The sequence below is a fragment of the Cryobacterium sp. Y82 genome, from assembly GCF_002929495.1.
GTDB classification, from domain to species: Bacteria; Actinomycetota; Actinomycetes; order Actinomycetales; family Microbacteriaceae; genus Cryobacterium; species Cryobacterium serini.
Genome location: NZ_PJJJ01000029.1, coordinates 1 through 14,376, shown reverse-complemented (window position 1 = coordinate 14,376; position 14,376 = coordinate 1). Strand labels below are relative to the sequence as shown.

At 63.2% G+C, this 14,376-nt stretch carries 15 protein-coding genes; 5 read left to right on the top strand and 10 right to left on the bottom strand.

The features are described from left to right. Positions 1 to 124 precede the first annotated feature (124 nt). Positions 125 to 2,629: a hypothetical protein gene (locus tag CXY70_RS06245; protein ID WP_146066080.1), complete on the bottom strand. Its 2,505-nt coding sequence runs from the start codon at positions 2,627 to 2,629 to the stop codon at positions 125 to 127. A 367-nt stretch (positions 2,630 to 2,996) separates the two neighbouring features. On the opposite strand from CXY70_RS06245, the gene CXY70_RS06240 reads away from it, so the two are divergent. Continuing rightward, the gene (locus tag CXY70_RS06240; protein ID WP_104191529.1) at positions 2,997 to 3,758 is read left to right on the top strand and encodes a ParA family protein; all 762 of its coding nucleotides are present in this window, start codon (positions 2,997 to 2,999) and stop codon (positions 3,756 to 3,758) included. A 25-nt stretch (positions 3,759 to 3,783) separates the two neighbouring features. Here CXY70_RS06240 and CXY70_RS18650 read toward each other — a convergent pair whose 3' ends face one another. The 6 genes from CXY70_RS18650 to CXY70_RS06210 form a co-directional block, all read right to left on the bottom strand. Further along, positions 3,784 to 4,002 (bottom strand): three-helix bundle dimerization domain-containing protein, encoded by a 219-nt coding sequence (locus CXY70_RS18650; RefSeq protein ID WP_104191528.1) that lies wholly within the window; start codon positions 4,000 to 4,002, stop codon positions 3,784 to 3,786. A gap of 97 nt (positions 4,003 to 4,099) precedes the next feature. Beyond that, positions 4,100 to 4,774, bottom strand: coding sequence for a haloacid dehalogenase type II (locus CXY70_RS06230; protein WP_233205777.1), 675 nt, complete (start codon positions 4,772 to 4,774; stop codon positions 4,100 to 4,102). A 489-nt stretch (positions 4,775 to 5,263) separates the two neighbouring features. Further along, positions 5,264 to 6,229 (bottom strand): hypothetical protein, encoded by a 966-nt coding sequence (locus CXY70_RS06225; RefSeq protein ID WP_146066079.1) that lies wholly within the window; start codon positions 6,227 to 6,229, stop codon positions 5,264 to 5,266. 8 nt (positions 6,230 to 6,237) lie between these two features. Next, positions 6,238 to 6,504: a hypothetical protein gene (locus tag CXY70_RS06220; protein WP_104191526.1), complete on the bottom strand. Its 267-nt coding sequence runs from the start codon at positions 6,502 to 6,504 to the stop codon at positions 6,238 to 6,240. Positions 6,505 to 6,888: 384 nt separating this feature from the next. Beyond that, positions 6,889 to 7,131: a hypothetical protein gene (locus tag CXY70_RS06215; protein WP_146066077.1), complete on the bottom strand. Its 243-nt coding sequence runs from the start codon at positions 7,129 to 7,131 to the stop codon at positions 6,889 to 6,891. Positions 7,132 to 7,471: 340 nt separating this feature from the next. Further along, positions 7,472 to 8,047 carry a helix-turn-helix domain-containing protein gene (locus CXY70_RS06210; protein WP_104191524.1) on the bottom strand — a complete coding sequence of 192 codons (576 nt, stop codon included), beginning with the start codon at positions 8,045 to 8,047 and terminating at the stop codon, positions 7,472 to 7,474. A gap of 332 nt (positions 8,048 to 8,379) precedes the next feature. Here CXY70_RS06210 and CXY70_RS06205 point away from each other — a divergent pair, with 332 nt between their 5' ends. Genes CXY70_RS06205 through CXY70_RS06195 form a run of 3 tightly spaced genes read left to right on the top strand, consistent with a single transcriptional unit; the run spans position 8,380 to position 10,924 of the window. Further along, positions 8,380 to 8,820: a hypothetical protein gene (locus CXY70_RS06205; protein WP_233205776.1), complete on the top strand. Its 441-nt coding sequence runs from the start codon at positions 8,380 to 8,382 to the stop codon at positions 8,818 to 8,820. Further along, complete coding sequence (locus tag CXY70_RS06200) at positions 8,817 to 10,325, top strand: FGGY-family carbohydrate kinase (RefSeq protein ID WP_104191522.1); 1,509 nt, start codon at positions 8,817 to 8,819, stop codon at positions 10,323 to 10,325. Before CXY70_RS06205 ends, CXY70_RS06200 begins: the two co-directional genes overlap by 4 nt. Beyond that, entirely contained in the window at positions 10,322 to 10,924 is a 603-nt protein-coding gene (locus CXY70_RS06195; protein WP_104191661.1) for a histidine phosphatase family protein, read from the top strand. The genes CXY70_RS06200 and CXY70_RS06195 overlap by 4 nt, the downstream gene beginning before the upstream one ends. A 187-nt stretch (positions 10,925 to 11,111) precedes the next feature. On the opposite strand, the gene CXY70_RS06190 is transcribed toward CXY70_RS06195, so the two are convergent. The 3 genes from CXY70_RS06190 to CXY70_RS06180 all read right to left on the bottom strand — a co-directional run bounded on the left by CXY70_RS06190 (position 11,112) and on the right by CXY70_RS06180 (position 13,598). Further along, a complete protein-coding gene (locus CXY70_RS06190; protein ID WP_104191660.1) occupies positions 11,112 to 12,317 on the bottom strand; it encodes a site-specific integrase in 1,206 nt (401 codons plus the stop codon). Beyond that, complete coding sequence (locus CXY70_RS06185; RefSeq protein WP_233205775.1) at positions 12,310 to 12,576, bottom strand: AlpA family transcriptional regulator; 267 nt, start codon at positions 12,574 to 12,576, stop codon at positions 12,310 to 12,312. Before CXY70_RS06185 ends, CXY70_RS06190 begins: the two co-directional genes overlap by 8 nt. Before the next feature lie 497 nt (positions 12,577 to 13,073). Continuing rightward, positions 13,074 to 13,598: a DUF1643 domain-containing protein gene (locus tag CXY70_RS06180; protein WP_158250925.1), complete on the bottom strand. Its 525-nt coding sequence runs from the start codon at positions 13,596 to 13,598 to the stop codon at positions 13,074 to 13,076. A 163-nt stretch (positions 13,599 to 13,761) separates the two neighbouring features. Between CXY70_RS06180 and CXY70_RS06175 the strand changes: the two genes are divergently transcribed. Continuing rightward, positions 13,762 to 14,184, top strand: a complete 423-nt coding sequence (locus CXY70_RS06175) for a hypothetical protein (protein ID WP_104191519.1) — start codon at positions 13,762 to 13,764, stop codon at positions 14,182 to 14,184. The last annotated feature ends 192 nt before the right edge of the window (positions 14,185 to 14,376 follow it).

Here is a 14,376-nt window from a genome sequence, read left to right as displayed (position 1 = left end):
TAATCTATATCATGAAACATCCTCGGATGCCCCCTGATTGGGGGTGGTAGGAATACCCACATGGGTTCAAGAAGTTCGGGTTCGGCGCAAGCCGAACCCGAACCTCAAATGCCCTGCCGCTCGGTTAGTAGATTGAGGTCACCACGACCTCGCCGTCGACGACGTTGACCTCAGCCCTAATCGTGAGGTAGTTCTCAGTGGTCTCATGACGGATCTCGGAAGAGAAACCATAGTTGACGTCGTACTCCATACTCACGACACCGTAGGTGTCGGTGGAGACCGTCAAGCCGCCGTCCTCGTACGACAGATCCACGGTAAGGTCGGGCGCTGTAACGAGGGTGTACGCGACGTTGGAGTAGTAGGACGAGATGTACCCCATGTTCGGGCAGTCGTCAGATGCGGCATCTCCCGCAGCGAGGCAGGTCGTGATCAGCGCGTTAACGGCGTCCAAGGCGGCGGCTTCATACTCGGCCGTTGGGGTGGCCGTGAACCCGTCGTCGCTCGATTCGAACTCCCCGTACCCCCCGAGCAGCCCGCTCACGACATAGGTCACCGATGATTCTTCGAAGTAGTCCGTGGCTGGAATGGCCACTTCATAGGTGCCGGGAAAAGCCGGCAGGGTCAGCCCGTCGTCCTTCGTTGTACCGACCGACATACCGTTCACCTCGAGCTCCACGTCGCCCCGTCTGGTCGGTATGTAAACGTCGATCCGACCAGGCTCGGCGTTCAGAACGGACCAGTTATCGGCAATCAGCCAGTCGGTGCTCGTGCGGGTGAGCTTCAGCACGGCAGAGTCAGAAACTCCGCCCTGTTTAAAATGCACTTCGATCTGGGCTACATCTTCGGTGATGGTGACCTCCGAAATGGCGGCGTCTTCGATGCGATCTGTCGCCAGCCCGAAAATGTCGTTGGAGAGCATACCGTCGCCGGCATCCGCTGAAGACTCGAGCAGTTTCAGAGCCGTCGATGCGTTGCCCTTTTCTAACGCGTCGAGGTAAGCGGTCGCAACATTCTGCGGGCCAAAGACCGACGAACGCACAATTCCACCAGCCACACTTGCCGCGATGATGAGCAGTGCAGCAGCACCGACGATGATGGCGCCGATCTTCACTCGTTTGGCCGTTGCCGGAGACATGGTGCTGGTCGCGAACGCGAGCGGTACCGCACCCGGCTGGCCGGCCGCGGTGACCACAGTGACGGGATAGCCAGTGGCGGGATCGATGCCGTACCCCGCCCCTGCCGCAGGCAAGGCCGCGCCAGCTGCAACGGTTCCAACCGGCACGAGCGGTGCCGTCGGCGCAACGGGCAACAAGCGTTCCTGGCCAGATAACTTGACAAGGGCACCGATTGCTCTTGGCGTCGCATAGGCCAAGATAACCGGTGCGACGAAGCGCGTCAGGGCCTCGATACCAGCACCCCAGATGGCGAAGATCAGAAAGGTCCACGCAGCGGGCCCCATTGTTCCCGACGCCGAGGCATTCTCGGGTGCGGTCATCGATGCCGTGACTAGAGCGCTGCCAAGAAGCTGCAACACCAAACCGAAGACCATGTACGTGGCGATGGTGGCCAGCCACGACTGGAGTGCCGGGCGCACTCGATTGCGACGAACGGCGAGCAGCAGCGAGGCGACGACTGCCAGAATCAAGGCGAGCAGCACGATAAGCCAGATATAGCCGGAGACTCCGTCACTGAAAACGGAGAGGTTTTGCTGCGTCTGCTCGTTGGACGCCCCGCCCAGAGTGGCCAGCACGCGGTCCAAATCACTCAGATCGGCGGAAAACGCGCCCAACATGCCGATCACGACGGCGTTGATGGCGAAGGTAAGCAAGAACACGGGAAGCACTCCGACATATTCGTCGGCCGCAGACAGCGGGGTCATAATAGCGAGCACGACCGCCAGCACGGCGATAAATGCGCCGAGGTGCAGGCCAGCAATACGCACGGTGCCCCACGGTAGCCAGGTTGCGCGGACGAGAAGACGCGACCATCCGTCCGTGGCTTGCAGCCGGGCCACGTAGGAGACCACGAATCCGATGACGAGCGCGCCAAGGAACGAACCGACTGATGCCGCGGAGGTTGAGCCGACAGGAATGCCCAACTGCAGATCGGGGAACTGCACAGGGAGCACCGCGGCCAGCACTGTCGCCCCGACTGCGAGTGTGAGCCCGGACACGGCCGACAGGATGAGGGCCGATGAGCCCTGCCAGACGCCGCGTCCCACGAAACGACTGGAAAGATAGCTGCCAGCCAGCAGAGCGGCTAGTACCAGCAGCGGAAGCACTCCCACAGTGACACTTCCGGCGAAGGAGATGATGTACTCGACTTCTGCCGAGGCGCCAAGCTGGCCAAATGTTGCCATTGCGACCAACTGCACAGGACCGGAGACAAGCCAGCCAGCCGAGAACATCTCCCAGCCGGTAAGAAGCCCGGTCAGGGCAACGGTCAGGAGCGCGACAACAAACGCTGCCCCGTACCCGATTCCAGCGGATGCGAGGGCTCCCCGCCACGCGCGCGGCGCGATCACGGAAAACGCGTTCGGCCCGCTCGGCCCCTGAGCGAGCGGCTGCCCGGCCGCACCAGAATACGGGTTGGCCTGCGTAAGCACGGGCTGAGCAGGCGCTGAATTCACTACGGGTTGGTTCGGCGTAGTCGGAGTCGGCGGTATCGATCCGGCCTGAAATGGATTTGGCGGCGTGGTCGACGGCGTGTTTTCAAGCGACATAAATGTCGTGATCTCCCCAAGATTGGTTTGTGCCAACACAGGGTGAACATCACCTGTGTATTCGATGAGAAATTAATGGCAATTAGCAGCCTATTGCACACCGAAGTCGCCTCTCACCGGCTCCTTCAAAGCTCCAGACGGAGAATGCGGAGAGTCCTGGACGCGTACCCTGCTGGAACCCACCGCACGTGGCCACTGAGGGCGCCTCCAGCACGACACGGTCTTGAGTTGACACTGTCTCCGGCGCCACAAGGTTGACTCCTATGATGTTTTCATGAAGACGGTCGCGGTGTACAGCACCAAGGGTGGGGTCGGCAAAACAACGACGGCGGTCAATCTCGCCTGGGAGGCATCTCACGAGTGCCGGGTGCTGCTGTGGGACTTGGATCCGCAGGGCGCCGCGACGTATCTCCTCAACGTCAAAGCGAAAGTCAAGGGCGGCGTGGATTCCCTCATTCGGGGCAAAAGCCACGCGGATGCTGTCATCCGGCCGACCGCGTACAAAAACCTCGATGTGCTGCCGGCGGATGACACTTACCGAAATCTCGACCTGCTCCTTGACTCAGCCAAGAAGTCGACGCAGCGAATCGCCAGGGTACTGGAGTCGGTCTCGAACCAATACGATGTCGCGATCCTCGATTGCCCTCCCGGGGCGTCCCTCGTGGCTGAAAACGCACTCCACGCAGCCGACCTTGCCCTCGTCCCCCTGGTACCGTCGCCGCTTTCGCTCCGTTCACTGGCTCAGGTCAACGAGATCATCGCGACATCAAACCGGCCGCCCAAAGTGTTCGCATTCCTTTCGATGGTGGATCGCCGCAAGCTTGTGCACCGAGCTGCCGCAGAGGCGCTGCCGCGCGAGCACCCCGAAGTGATCGACCTCGTCGTTCCCGCGACCGTCGTGATCGAACGGATGGGGGCCGAACGCGCCCCTGTAGGAACGTACGCACCGAGCACTGAGCCGGCGCGGGTATTTGCCGAGCTCTGGAAACACGTTCGCTCCTTGGCCAAGGTCAAGCCCGGCTCACAGCCCGAGTAGGACGTTTCGCTGAAGCGAATCGACGCTAGGCCGCGCGGGGAGGTGCGTTCCGCTCCGCGCGCAACTGGGACCGCGCTGCGTGTTCAACCAGTACCGGTATGAAGTCCCGGATGGGTTTGTCAGAGAGGGAAGCGTGACACGCCGTCACGACCGCTTTCACCCGATCCGCAGGCAAATCGGCGTATCTGATCTCAAGCCGTCGAACCATATCGTCGACAGCATTCTTTTCCTGCTTTGAGTCCATAGTTCATTGTGCCTGCATTCCGTGCTGTGTATTACCCGATTCACTATCCTCAGACGAGTGCGATGACTGCGTCGAGGGCGCGTACGACGACGACTTCCTAAGCCAAAAGGCGCTCGGCGAGCTCGCTGAGCTTCGGAACGGTGTAATCCGGTGTCGCAAAATAGCTCGGGTAGAGTGCATCGTTTCGGTTCAGCCAGGCAGTCCGCAGGCCCGCCTGAGCTGCCCCGTGGATGTCCCACGGGTGCACGGCGACCAGGAGCATGTCGGCTGGTCGAACTCCGAGAGCTTCCGCCGCGAAGCGGTAGGCGGAACCGACTGGTTTCCATTGCGGCGCATCCTCGACAGTGAGGAGGGCGTCAAAGTCAGTCCGGATCGCCGCCGCGGTCAGCATGTTCTGGGCCAGCTGCGCGGACCCGTTGGAGAGGGTGGCGAGGCGACATCCCGCATCCTTGAGCGCCCGCACCCCGTCTGCAACGTCCGGGTGCAGCTTCAATGCCCCGAGGCCGTCCAAGACGTGGCTTATCGCCTCGTCGACAGTGCTGGTCAAGGTAACGTCGCGGAACAAAGCACGCAGGATTTCCGCGCCCACCACGGAGAATCTCTCGCTGCCCCCAGACGCCGCGAGGGCGAACCCATCCCGCAGCAAGGCTGCGAACCAGATGCGAGCCAGGTAGCCCGGGGCACCGACCTCTACGAAACGATTCTCCATCGGAGACATGTCCGAGAGGGTTTCATTGACATCAAAAACTATCACCGGCATGGCTGCGTTCATGGTGGACTCCTCAAGATTGGTCAATGTACCAGCTGCTGTGAACCGACCGGTCTTGCCTTGGCCAACCACAGACATAAACGAGCGCTTTGTTCGCGTTTTTCCCTAAGCAGGCACGGACACGACGGTGAACACTGTGCGGTCCACCATTTCACGGTCCTCCAGTTTGCGCAAAGCCTCTGCAAGAGCTGCTCTATTTCGGCCCTTGTCGACTAGAGTCCTCGCCCGAAGCTGTTTGTCAGAGTCTGGCTTGCGGCCGCTCCACTATCGCGACGACACAGGCATCACGTGACTGCGGTGTCCAATCCAGCGGTTAGGCCGACAGTTCGGCTTCACATCCCTGGGATGAGGTCATGGCGATGTCGGTCCAGCCACCAAGCTTTTCATCCCGCTCCTCCGGACCTGAGCCGTGCCTCGGCTGCGCCTCGTTGACCAATTAGCCGAGGGGCTCTTATCTGCGTCGACACGGTACCTCGCACTATTGCGGTGCATCTAAATCAGGACGGCGTTCACGAGTCCGTCGAACTGCCGCTGACGCTCTTCGCGGCCGACCTCGGCTTTGGTGGAACGCACGGCCGCAGCGACGTCGCGGCCGGTCAGCAGGTCGACGCGGCGCATCCGATCTGAGACTATCTCGACGGCCCGGGCGTAGGCGATGTCCTCCACCGATACCGACGGAAGCCCGACACGCGTCCGTGACGATACGTATGCCTCGGCGAACTCGCGCATGCGGGCGCCGTTCTTGAGCATGTGCTCGGTCAGCGACTCAGCGAACACCGTGAACTGCCGCAGATGCTCGGGGCGCGACGGATCATTGAAATAGTCGTCGGCGTCGCGCTCGTTGGCCCGACGCTCAGCCGCAGTCGCAGCGTGAATACGCTTCGGCGGGAGGCCAGCCCGACTGAGGCTGCGCTTGAGACGTCGCGCGGCAGCGTTGGCCTCCAGCTCGGACTGGTAGATCTCCGGGTCGCTGCGCCGGTTACGCTGCGACTCAGCCCGGCGCTCCTTGTTGCGCTCGGCCCACTGCCGGGTGATCTGCTTCGTGCGCTCCGGGTCCGCATCCCGCCTGGCCGCAGCCCGCGCATTCACCTCGCTGCGGTGGGCCTCGTAATATCGGTTGTAGTACTCTCGCACTTTCTCACGATTCTCCGCCACCCATCGCTGCTGATACTCACGCCGCCGCTCCGGATGCTCCAGCCGCCAGCGCTTCGCCCGCTCCCTCCCCCGCGCCCGCACCTCCGCCTCACGATGCCGACGGGCCGCAGCCCGACGCATCGAATCACGATTGAGCTCCCGGGCACGGTCCAGGTGTTCCGACCGCCAGAGCCGATTCAGCTCGCGGATCCGATCGCGATTCGCCGCCACATACTGACGCCGCCGCTCCGCCGCATCACCAGCAGACGGATGCTCCGCCAGCGACTTCCGCGCCGCGGCACGTTCCTCAGATGGGTCGTTCATGATCGCGGCTACTCGGCAGGCGGCGGAGCCAGCTCAATGACCAAGGACAGCAGTTCAGAGCGATGGGCCGTCGGGTTTGTGATCACACGCCCGATCACGAGACGCAGCCGTTCGGCATCCTCGTTTGCGATCCCGGCCACGGGCTCCAAGCAATACGCAATGTCGTTCTGCAGGTTCGGGCCGTCATCGTCGACGGCGGTCTCCGGATAGTAGAACAGCGCGGCCAGCGCGGTGCGGCTGAGCAGGTAGTCGAACTGCTCCTGCGGGATCGTCATGGTGAAGCCTCCTGTGGGCGGTCGTGGGTGAGCCAATCATGCCGCTAACAGGAGGTGCGCGGACCGTGACGGGCTGTCAGTGTCGACTTGTCGCGAGCACCGGCCAGTCAAGGCTCCCCCGCCGTCAGCGAGTCGCGCTCGCGTCGTGCGACGGCGCTCGTCCGTTCTCGGGCTCCTGGCTCCTGGCTCCTGGCTCCTGGCTCCTGGCTCCTGGCTCCTGGCTCCTGGCTCCTGGCTCCTGGCTCCTGGCTCCACGACATTTTCCAACGCGCCCACTCTTGCCATCGCTGACGAGAAATGCGGTTCATGTCAGGTCGGGCGGTGGGGCCAGACGAGAATGCAAGAACCTTCACGAGCGGTGGCCAATAAGTATTGACTCCTGGGTCAGATTTCGACCGGACCAGGAGACGGGGGAACCGGTGTTGGTTCGCCGCTGAGGATAGCCGTCACGATCATTTCTGCCCGGGGCACGAGAAGGTCGCCCGGATAGAACTCTTCGTAGAACTGCTCCGCGCGCTCGAGCGTGGGAATATTACACAGAGCGAGCAGGAGGCGGATGTCTCGGGTATCGCGCCCGGGCCGGTTTGCTCGGAGTTTCATGGCCAGCATCGCCTCTTTCGATGCCACCTCGATGACGATGCCATCCTGATCGTAAATCGTCTCCCATTCGACGGCGGGCCGAGAGTCGGGATGGCGTCGGCGTTCGTGACCTCGAAGTTCAGCCAGTGCGCATCCCACCCGTTTCGACGGGCGACCCGCCCAGCCGCGGCTGCGACGGACTCGTCCGAGCCGGGATGAACATGAAGGACATCTAAGTCCTGCGTGGTGCCCCGGTCGAAGTATCGCAGGGCGAGTGCTGCCCCACCCACGAGCCGAATCCCAGCCACCTCGCCCGCAGCACGAAGTTCGGCGACAAGATCACCAAGACCGATGATGATATCGCTGCGATTCAGCGCAGAGGCTGTCATCAGACGCTCGCGAAGGTGTCCGCCCACGCCAAGACCCCGCGTTCGGCGAATTCGTTTGGTACTTGGTCACGCTCGGGCGCGGGGTCGGCCGGGTCGACGCGGAAGACGACGGGTTTGGCCAGTGTGCGATCGGGGTTGTGCACCCATCCAGGGAGAGGAACATGCTCCTCATTGAGCCGCCACGCCACGAGAGCCGCGATGGCGGCATCCCACACACGATCACCGGTCGGTTCGGGCTCCGTCAGCCCAAGAACTCCTCGAACGAGTCCGTGTTCGGCGGTGAGGTTATCGTTGAGCTGGAGGAGAGCCCGGAGCGCTCGGTCGGCGTCGCCGACCCGAAGGTATTCACGAATGGCTTCTGCCGCGCTGGCCGCGTCGTCTCGACGTGTGGGAGCGGCATAGAGGCGGTGCCCGGCGCCGGAGAGCAGCCGATCAACCGTGCTGTATGCCGCGTCTCGTCCGCGCTCGTGATGGGAGACGCTGGCCTGATCGATGCCAGTGAGCTCTGCCAGCCTCGCCTGTGTGAGATGTTTACTCCGACGAGCGGCCCGCACGAGAGTGGATGAAACTGCCATGAGAGCCTCACTTTCCAATATGACTGCTGAATCATATTCTAGGGCAAGTCGAGCCCGGTTGTCAGCCTGCGAGCATCCGCTCACCGAGAGGCTCAACGCCCTCGGCGAGCAGCGTCCTGGTCCTGCGACGGCGCAACTGCCTTCGGCAACGTGCTCGTGCAGGCGCGCACCGGGCGAATCATCTCAGGCAGCCTCGAGGCTATGCGAGCCGTCATCACACGGTCTGTGACGCTGCAGCGTTACACACCCCGCACGTGACGCTACATCGTCGCCGGGCCGGCATGTGGCTCTGCACGCAAGAGCCAAACCTCTTTCTCCGCGTGATGCCGTTAATGGTCGTAACCTTGAGCATTAGTTGGCTGCTCTCCGTGTTCGGCCTGGTGCTGATCCACCGCTGCGCTCTGTACAAACAGAGCCCGCCCGCTGGTACTGGCGTCGGTGCACTCTCGTTCCTTTCACTTTCCGGCGAGCGCCCTCCCTTTGTCGACCCAACGGTGCGCGGCCCGTTCATAAGGCTCAAGTGCGATACCTGCGCATCTATTTTTGCCAACGTCCTCGGCCGTTCGCTCTACCTTCCGCTCGACTCCGCGGCCGGCTCCCGCAGTGCCACCATGGTGGCCTGGGCTGGTCTCGGCGCCCCGGTCGACGAGGTCATTTGCCGCTTCAAGCATCGCCACATCGACCCCGACGTCCAACGCTCCGCGTTTTATGAGCGGTCCTATGCCGAGTGTCGCCTCATTCCCGTGAGCGCCCGCATCCAAGGGGCGCGATGAGTGCATCAGTGCTTTGGCTCGGCGTTGACGTCGGCACGCAGGGCGTCAAGGTCTCGCTCGCCGACGGGCCCGGGCTCGTGCACGCCGCGGCCTACGCACCGCTCACGAGTGACCGCGCGAACGGTCGCCACGAACAAATCCCCGCGCAGTGGATTCAGCAAACCCGAGCCGCCATGGCCGAGGCCATTGGCGCCCTGTCGGAGGCCGCTAGGGCACGCATCAGCGGGGTCGCCGTATGCGCAACTTCCGGCACCATCACCACGGTGGATGCCGCGGGCCACCCGCTCTCTCCCGGACTCATGTACGACGATGCGCGCGCCGGCTCTCTGAGCGAGGAGGTCGCTGCCACCGATCCCGCGCTCTGGAACCGACTGGGTTATCGCATCCAGCCCACGTGGGCGCTGCCGAAGATCGTCTGGCTCGCCCGCAACGACCTCCTTCCCTCGGGCACCCACGTGGCGACCCAGGCAGACATCGTCGCGGCGGCTCTGGTCGGCCGGGCGGTGGCATCCGATTGGAGCCACTCCCTCAAATCTGGCTACGACCTGCTCGAGCTCCGATGGCCGACCACAGTTCTCGACACGCTCGGCATCGACCCGGAACGCCTGCCGCCGGTCGTGGCGCCGGGTAGCGTGCTCGGGGAATCATCGGCGGCTTGGGAAACGGCCACCGGGCTCCCCGCCGGAACCCCCATTTTCGCCGGAATGACCGACGGATGCGCCGCGCAGCTCGGCGCCGGAACGCTCGCCCTCGGCGACTGGCACACTGTGATCGGCACGACCCTCGTGGTGAAGGGAGTCAGCGACCGCATCGTCGTCGACGATACCGGGGCCGTGTACTCCCACCGCGCACCGCACGACGGCCTGTGGTTTCCCGGCGGCGCCTCCAGCGTCGGCGCCGGTGCCGTGAGCGCCCTGTTTGCCGGCGAGGATCTGGCAGCGAGAACCGCCCGCATCGCTGACACGTATGCCAATCGCCTCGATGCCATCCCGACGAGCTACCCGCTCGTCACGACGGGCGAACGGTTTCCGGTGATTCGCCCGGACGCCCTCGGATTTGTGCGCAGCGCAAAGGTCGATCATCCGCTAGCCGAGGCGATCGCCGGCGGCGTCGACCCCGACACGCTCTTCGCGTCAGTTCTGCTGGGCGTGGCCTGCGTGGAGCGCCTCGCCGTAGACACGATGGAAGGCGCCGGGGTTCCCGTGACGGGGACCTTTAGCTCCTCGGGGGGCGGAACGAAGAATGCTTGGTGGACCCAGCTGCGCGCCGACCTACTCGGGCGCTCTATCACCGTGCCTGTCTCAGCCGAGGGCTCGATCGGCATGGCGATCCTGGCCGCTTGGGCGGCGGGGCATGACTCCGAAATCCCTCTCCCTGCCGTCGCTGCGCGTATGTCGCTCGTCGGCAGCGTTTTCGAGCCAGACTCGGTTCGACGCTCACAACTCGACGACTGCTACGGAGTATTCCGTGCCAACCTGGTTGCGAAAGGTTGGCTGACCGCGTGAGCACAGTCATCTTGGCCCGCCACGGCGAGACGCTCTGGCACGCGGAAAACCGCTATGCCGGGTCAACGGATGTCGGCCTCACCTACCAGGGCCGCGCCCAGTCGTTTGCCCTCGGGCGCTGGGCGGCGGGGCAGCCGCTCTCGGCAGTCTATTCCTCCGACTTGTCACGAGCGGTGATCACAGCAACTCCGTCGGCAGACGCGCTCGGACTCACCGTTCGAATCGACCCCCGCATACGGGAGGTGGATTTCGGCCAGGGCGAGGGCCTCACGAGCGCCGAAATGCGCGAAGCGTTTCCCGAGGCCGCCAAGAATTTTCAACGACGTCCCGGCCATTGTCCGCTGCCCGGGGGCGAATCGGGCGTTGCCGCCGTCGACCGAGCGTGGCCGGCACTTGAGCAAATCGCCGACGGGCACGACGGCCCCGTGCTGGTCGTGATGCATTCCACCCTGATGCGACTCGTCCTGTGCCGCGTGCTTGATATGAACCTCGACCGCTACCGCTCCGCGTTTCCGAGTGTGCTGAATGTGGCGCTAACCACAATCACGCTCGGAGCCGCGCCCGCGTTGCACGGTTACAACGTGCCGCTACCCGACTGACACGGTTCCAATCTCGCCAGCCAAATCAAAGGCTCCCTGGGTCAGTGCGTTCCGGGACCGCGTCATGCGAGCGGGCCGGTGAATCTCGTAGAGCGTGGGCGGTCAACCGTTTGAGGTCCTGGCTAAGGCTGGCCGGCACCATGCAGCAACCCGCGTATGCGCCTCTCGACGAGGCACTCGACCGCAGTCAACCGCCGAGCACCTCATCGAGGATCTCCGCCGTCACTGGGTCGACCATGTCGGCCGTGACCACGTAGCTGTTGCTGGTGGTCTGCTCGTTTGCGTGACCGAGAAGTCGCGAGGCCAGCGTGATACCGCCCGCCCGCTCGATCAGCGTGGCGGCCGTGCGCCGATAGATATGCGTCGTGTACTCGTCGACGTCGACCCCCGACTTGACTAGCTCAGCGCGTTCATCCTTCACGAATGCGCGCAGCAGTCGCTCGTAGTTGCTGACGCTCAGCGAGCGACCGGTCTTCGTGGGGAACAGGAATGCCTCCGGATCCTGCTCGGTAAGCGCCAGCCGGCGGCGCACCGCCGCCGCGGCCATCGACGGCAGCGCAATGCTCCGCCGTTGCCGAGAGCGCTTGGGAGAGTTCTTGCGGTGCGTCCCCTGCGCCTTGGTGCTCACAATCGTGCCGCTCACGATGAGGGTCGGTGGCAACGTCGTCATGTCCACGTCGCAGCGGCGCAGGCCGAGGCACTCACCGACCCGCAGCGAGGTTCCGATCATGATGTCCATGCCGTCGATCAAGGCACGATAGTTGGGCCGTGGCCCGTCGTCGCGGGTGAGCCGCCATACTTGCATGCGCCCGCGAATGTTCGTGAACTGCGCGGGCGTGAGAGCGGATTCCTTTCGCGGTGACATCGGCAGGCGTTGAACGTCGCGCACGGGATTCTGCGGCATCGCGTCGTCCCGCACAGCGTAGCCGCAGAGCAGGCTCAACACCGCGCGAGCTCGCCGCGCTTTCGAGATGGTCTCCTCCTCCAAAATCCGCTGCAGGATGCGATCGCAGCGCCCGACGGTCAGGTGCTCAAGCCGCACTCCCCCGCACCGCGGCACGATGATCACACGAGCTGTCGTCTCATACGATTCGTAGGTCGAGTACGACAGGCTGCCGGCCTTGGCGCGGGCGAGCACCTGCGATAGCCAAAGCTTCACCGCATCGGCGATCGTGCTCGACGGCGAGAGCGCTCCGGCGCCACCAGTTGCCATCGCTCGAGCCTGTCGGTGGACTTCGGTGCGAGCCTGGTCTTCGGTTTTGGCTGTGACCCCGATGCGATGAAGGCGACCGCTGTCGTCGCGAGTGGATGCGCGAGCTCGGTATCTCCCGCTCGGCAGCACGTCGATGACGATGCTGACGAGCTCGCCGGCGAGGATCTGGGGTCTAACCATGTCGGTGCTCACGCACCCACGTGAGCACGTCCTGCACGTCGTACCGCACGAGCCGACCGAGCTTGATATAGGGCGGCCCAGTCTGCATCAGGCGCCAGTCCTCGAGCGTGCGCTCCGGCATTCGCAGCAGCTCGGAAAGCTCGCGCTGGGTGAGAAACGTCTGAGTGATTTGCGTCGTCGCGTCCATACGCAACAGGTGCGCGGCTAATGCCGTGAACAGCCCGCCTATGCCGCGACGAGCGCGTATTCGCCCGGGCACCCGAGCGCATAACCCACTACAGAAGGGGGTTTTTGGTCTGTTTCTGGTCACAGAGCCTGTTTCAGGCCTGTCGGTCAGGGTGGGCGATAAGTGATTTCGCCGCAGAATCCTGCGCCTGTTAGTGCTGGGGTACCTGGACTCGAACCAAGAACAAATGATAGGCGTCGGGGTGGTGGTGCGCACCTGCAAATGGGGCAGACTTCCGCGGAATTCCGCGGTTCTCATGGGGTTTAGAGTACGCGTAGTACGGCGAGATACGGCCTGATTCTGGTCAGATTATGGGGTTTATGGCGAGTTTCTGGTCACGTCAATATTTGAGGAGGTTCTTGACCATAATCTGGCCCCACACCCAACCTGACTCGAAGCGTTTTGTCAGCCCATGTCGAAAGTGAGATCCAGACTGAAGCATTCCGAGAACATCCATCATGATTCCAGAAACAGACCGATGTCGAGCCGCAAGTGGCGCGCGTGTCGGCGACGCCCTCATCGTGGTCTTCTCAACAGGCCTCTCTCAGGTAGTTGTCCATGCTGAATGCCTGGAGCGGCACGTCTCCCCGCGCGTACAGGGGGTGGCGTGGATGGCCGGACTTGATTGGGTCACCCAGAGATATCCAGCTGCAACCCGAGGCCGACGTCAGCTGAAGGATGTCCTCAAGCAGCGCTGGCAAATAAGGCCTGGACGTGATGAGACCTCCCCAGGCTGCCAGAATGGTCAGCGGGCGGCCGTCCATTATCTTGGCGATCTGGCGCTCGTTCTCATCTTTTAGGTCTGGGCGGTACACACGGTCGAGGTCCCTCGGGTCCGTCGCGATCTGAGGATAGACGTTCAGCATTATCCAGCTGTCGAACCCGTTGTCGAGAGCGAAATTGTTCACCCGCGACACCGTTCGGTCCAGCGCGTTCGGCACTGCGGTGCTCGGATTGATCCCGAAGCACACCAGTGGATTTCGCCCGACCGTTCCCAACGCATATCGTGCTGAACCATCAGCTGCCCGCTCGTAGATCCACCGTTGTTGGTTCACGCAGTTTCCCCTCTGGACTTCCTGCAACTATTCCACGGCTGACAGGCCGACCCCGACCAAGTTCCAGACACCGGTTGCGGCACTCCCGACTAGGTGCGGTAACCGGAGCCAAACGGATCGACGCAGCGCACCTCCTTGAAGAGCTATCCGTCAAGGAGGAAGCGTGTCCACATTCCAGGATCCCATCACCGATGCCGACGAAGCCTGCGAGGCTCTGCGCACCTTGGCACATGCGACACGTAGGTTCAACGACCCAGCGCAAACGTATGACGTGATCGGCAACCTGCTCGCTGCTGTCCGTTCTCTACAGCAGGTGCTCGACCAGGTCGCCTCAGCTCATCTGGAGCATCAAGATCGGGCCTTCACTGACTCGGGCGATAGTGTCGCCGGATCTGCTCACGCAGACCGGGCGGCCAATGCCATTCACGACGCGGCCCAACACCTCGGCTACGTCGAAAACAGCCTAGATCTCGCGTCGCAGCATTCGGGGCGGATCGCCTGGCACGCCGCCCCGACACAGCAACAGCCAAGTGTCCGAGAGGCGCAGTGCACCACTACCGCCATTTATTCTAAAAACCGTTGCTGATCCTTTTCTTCAATCACGGAAGGGCGAGGATCAAGCGACACCGCAAGATGCAGCCTCGCGATGCGAGCGGCGACTCGAGCATCCTCGATTGTCAGTCTGTACTTGCGAGGACCCTACGTGCCAGGGTTGGGTGAGGCCAGTAGCTAACAGCAAGTCCGCCGTTTGACGTAGGGCGAGAATCAGGAATCATCA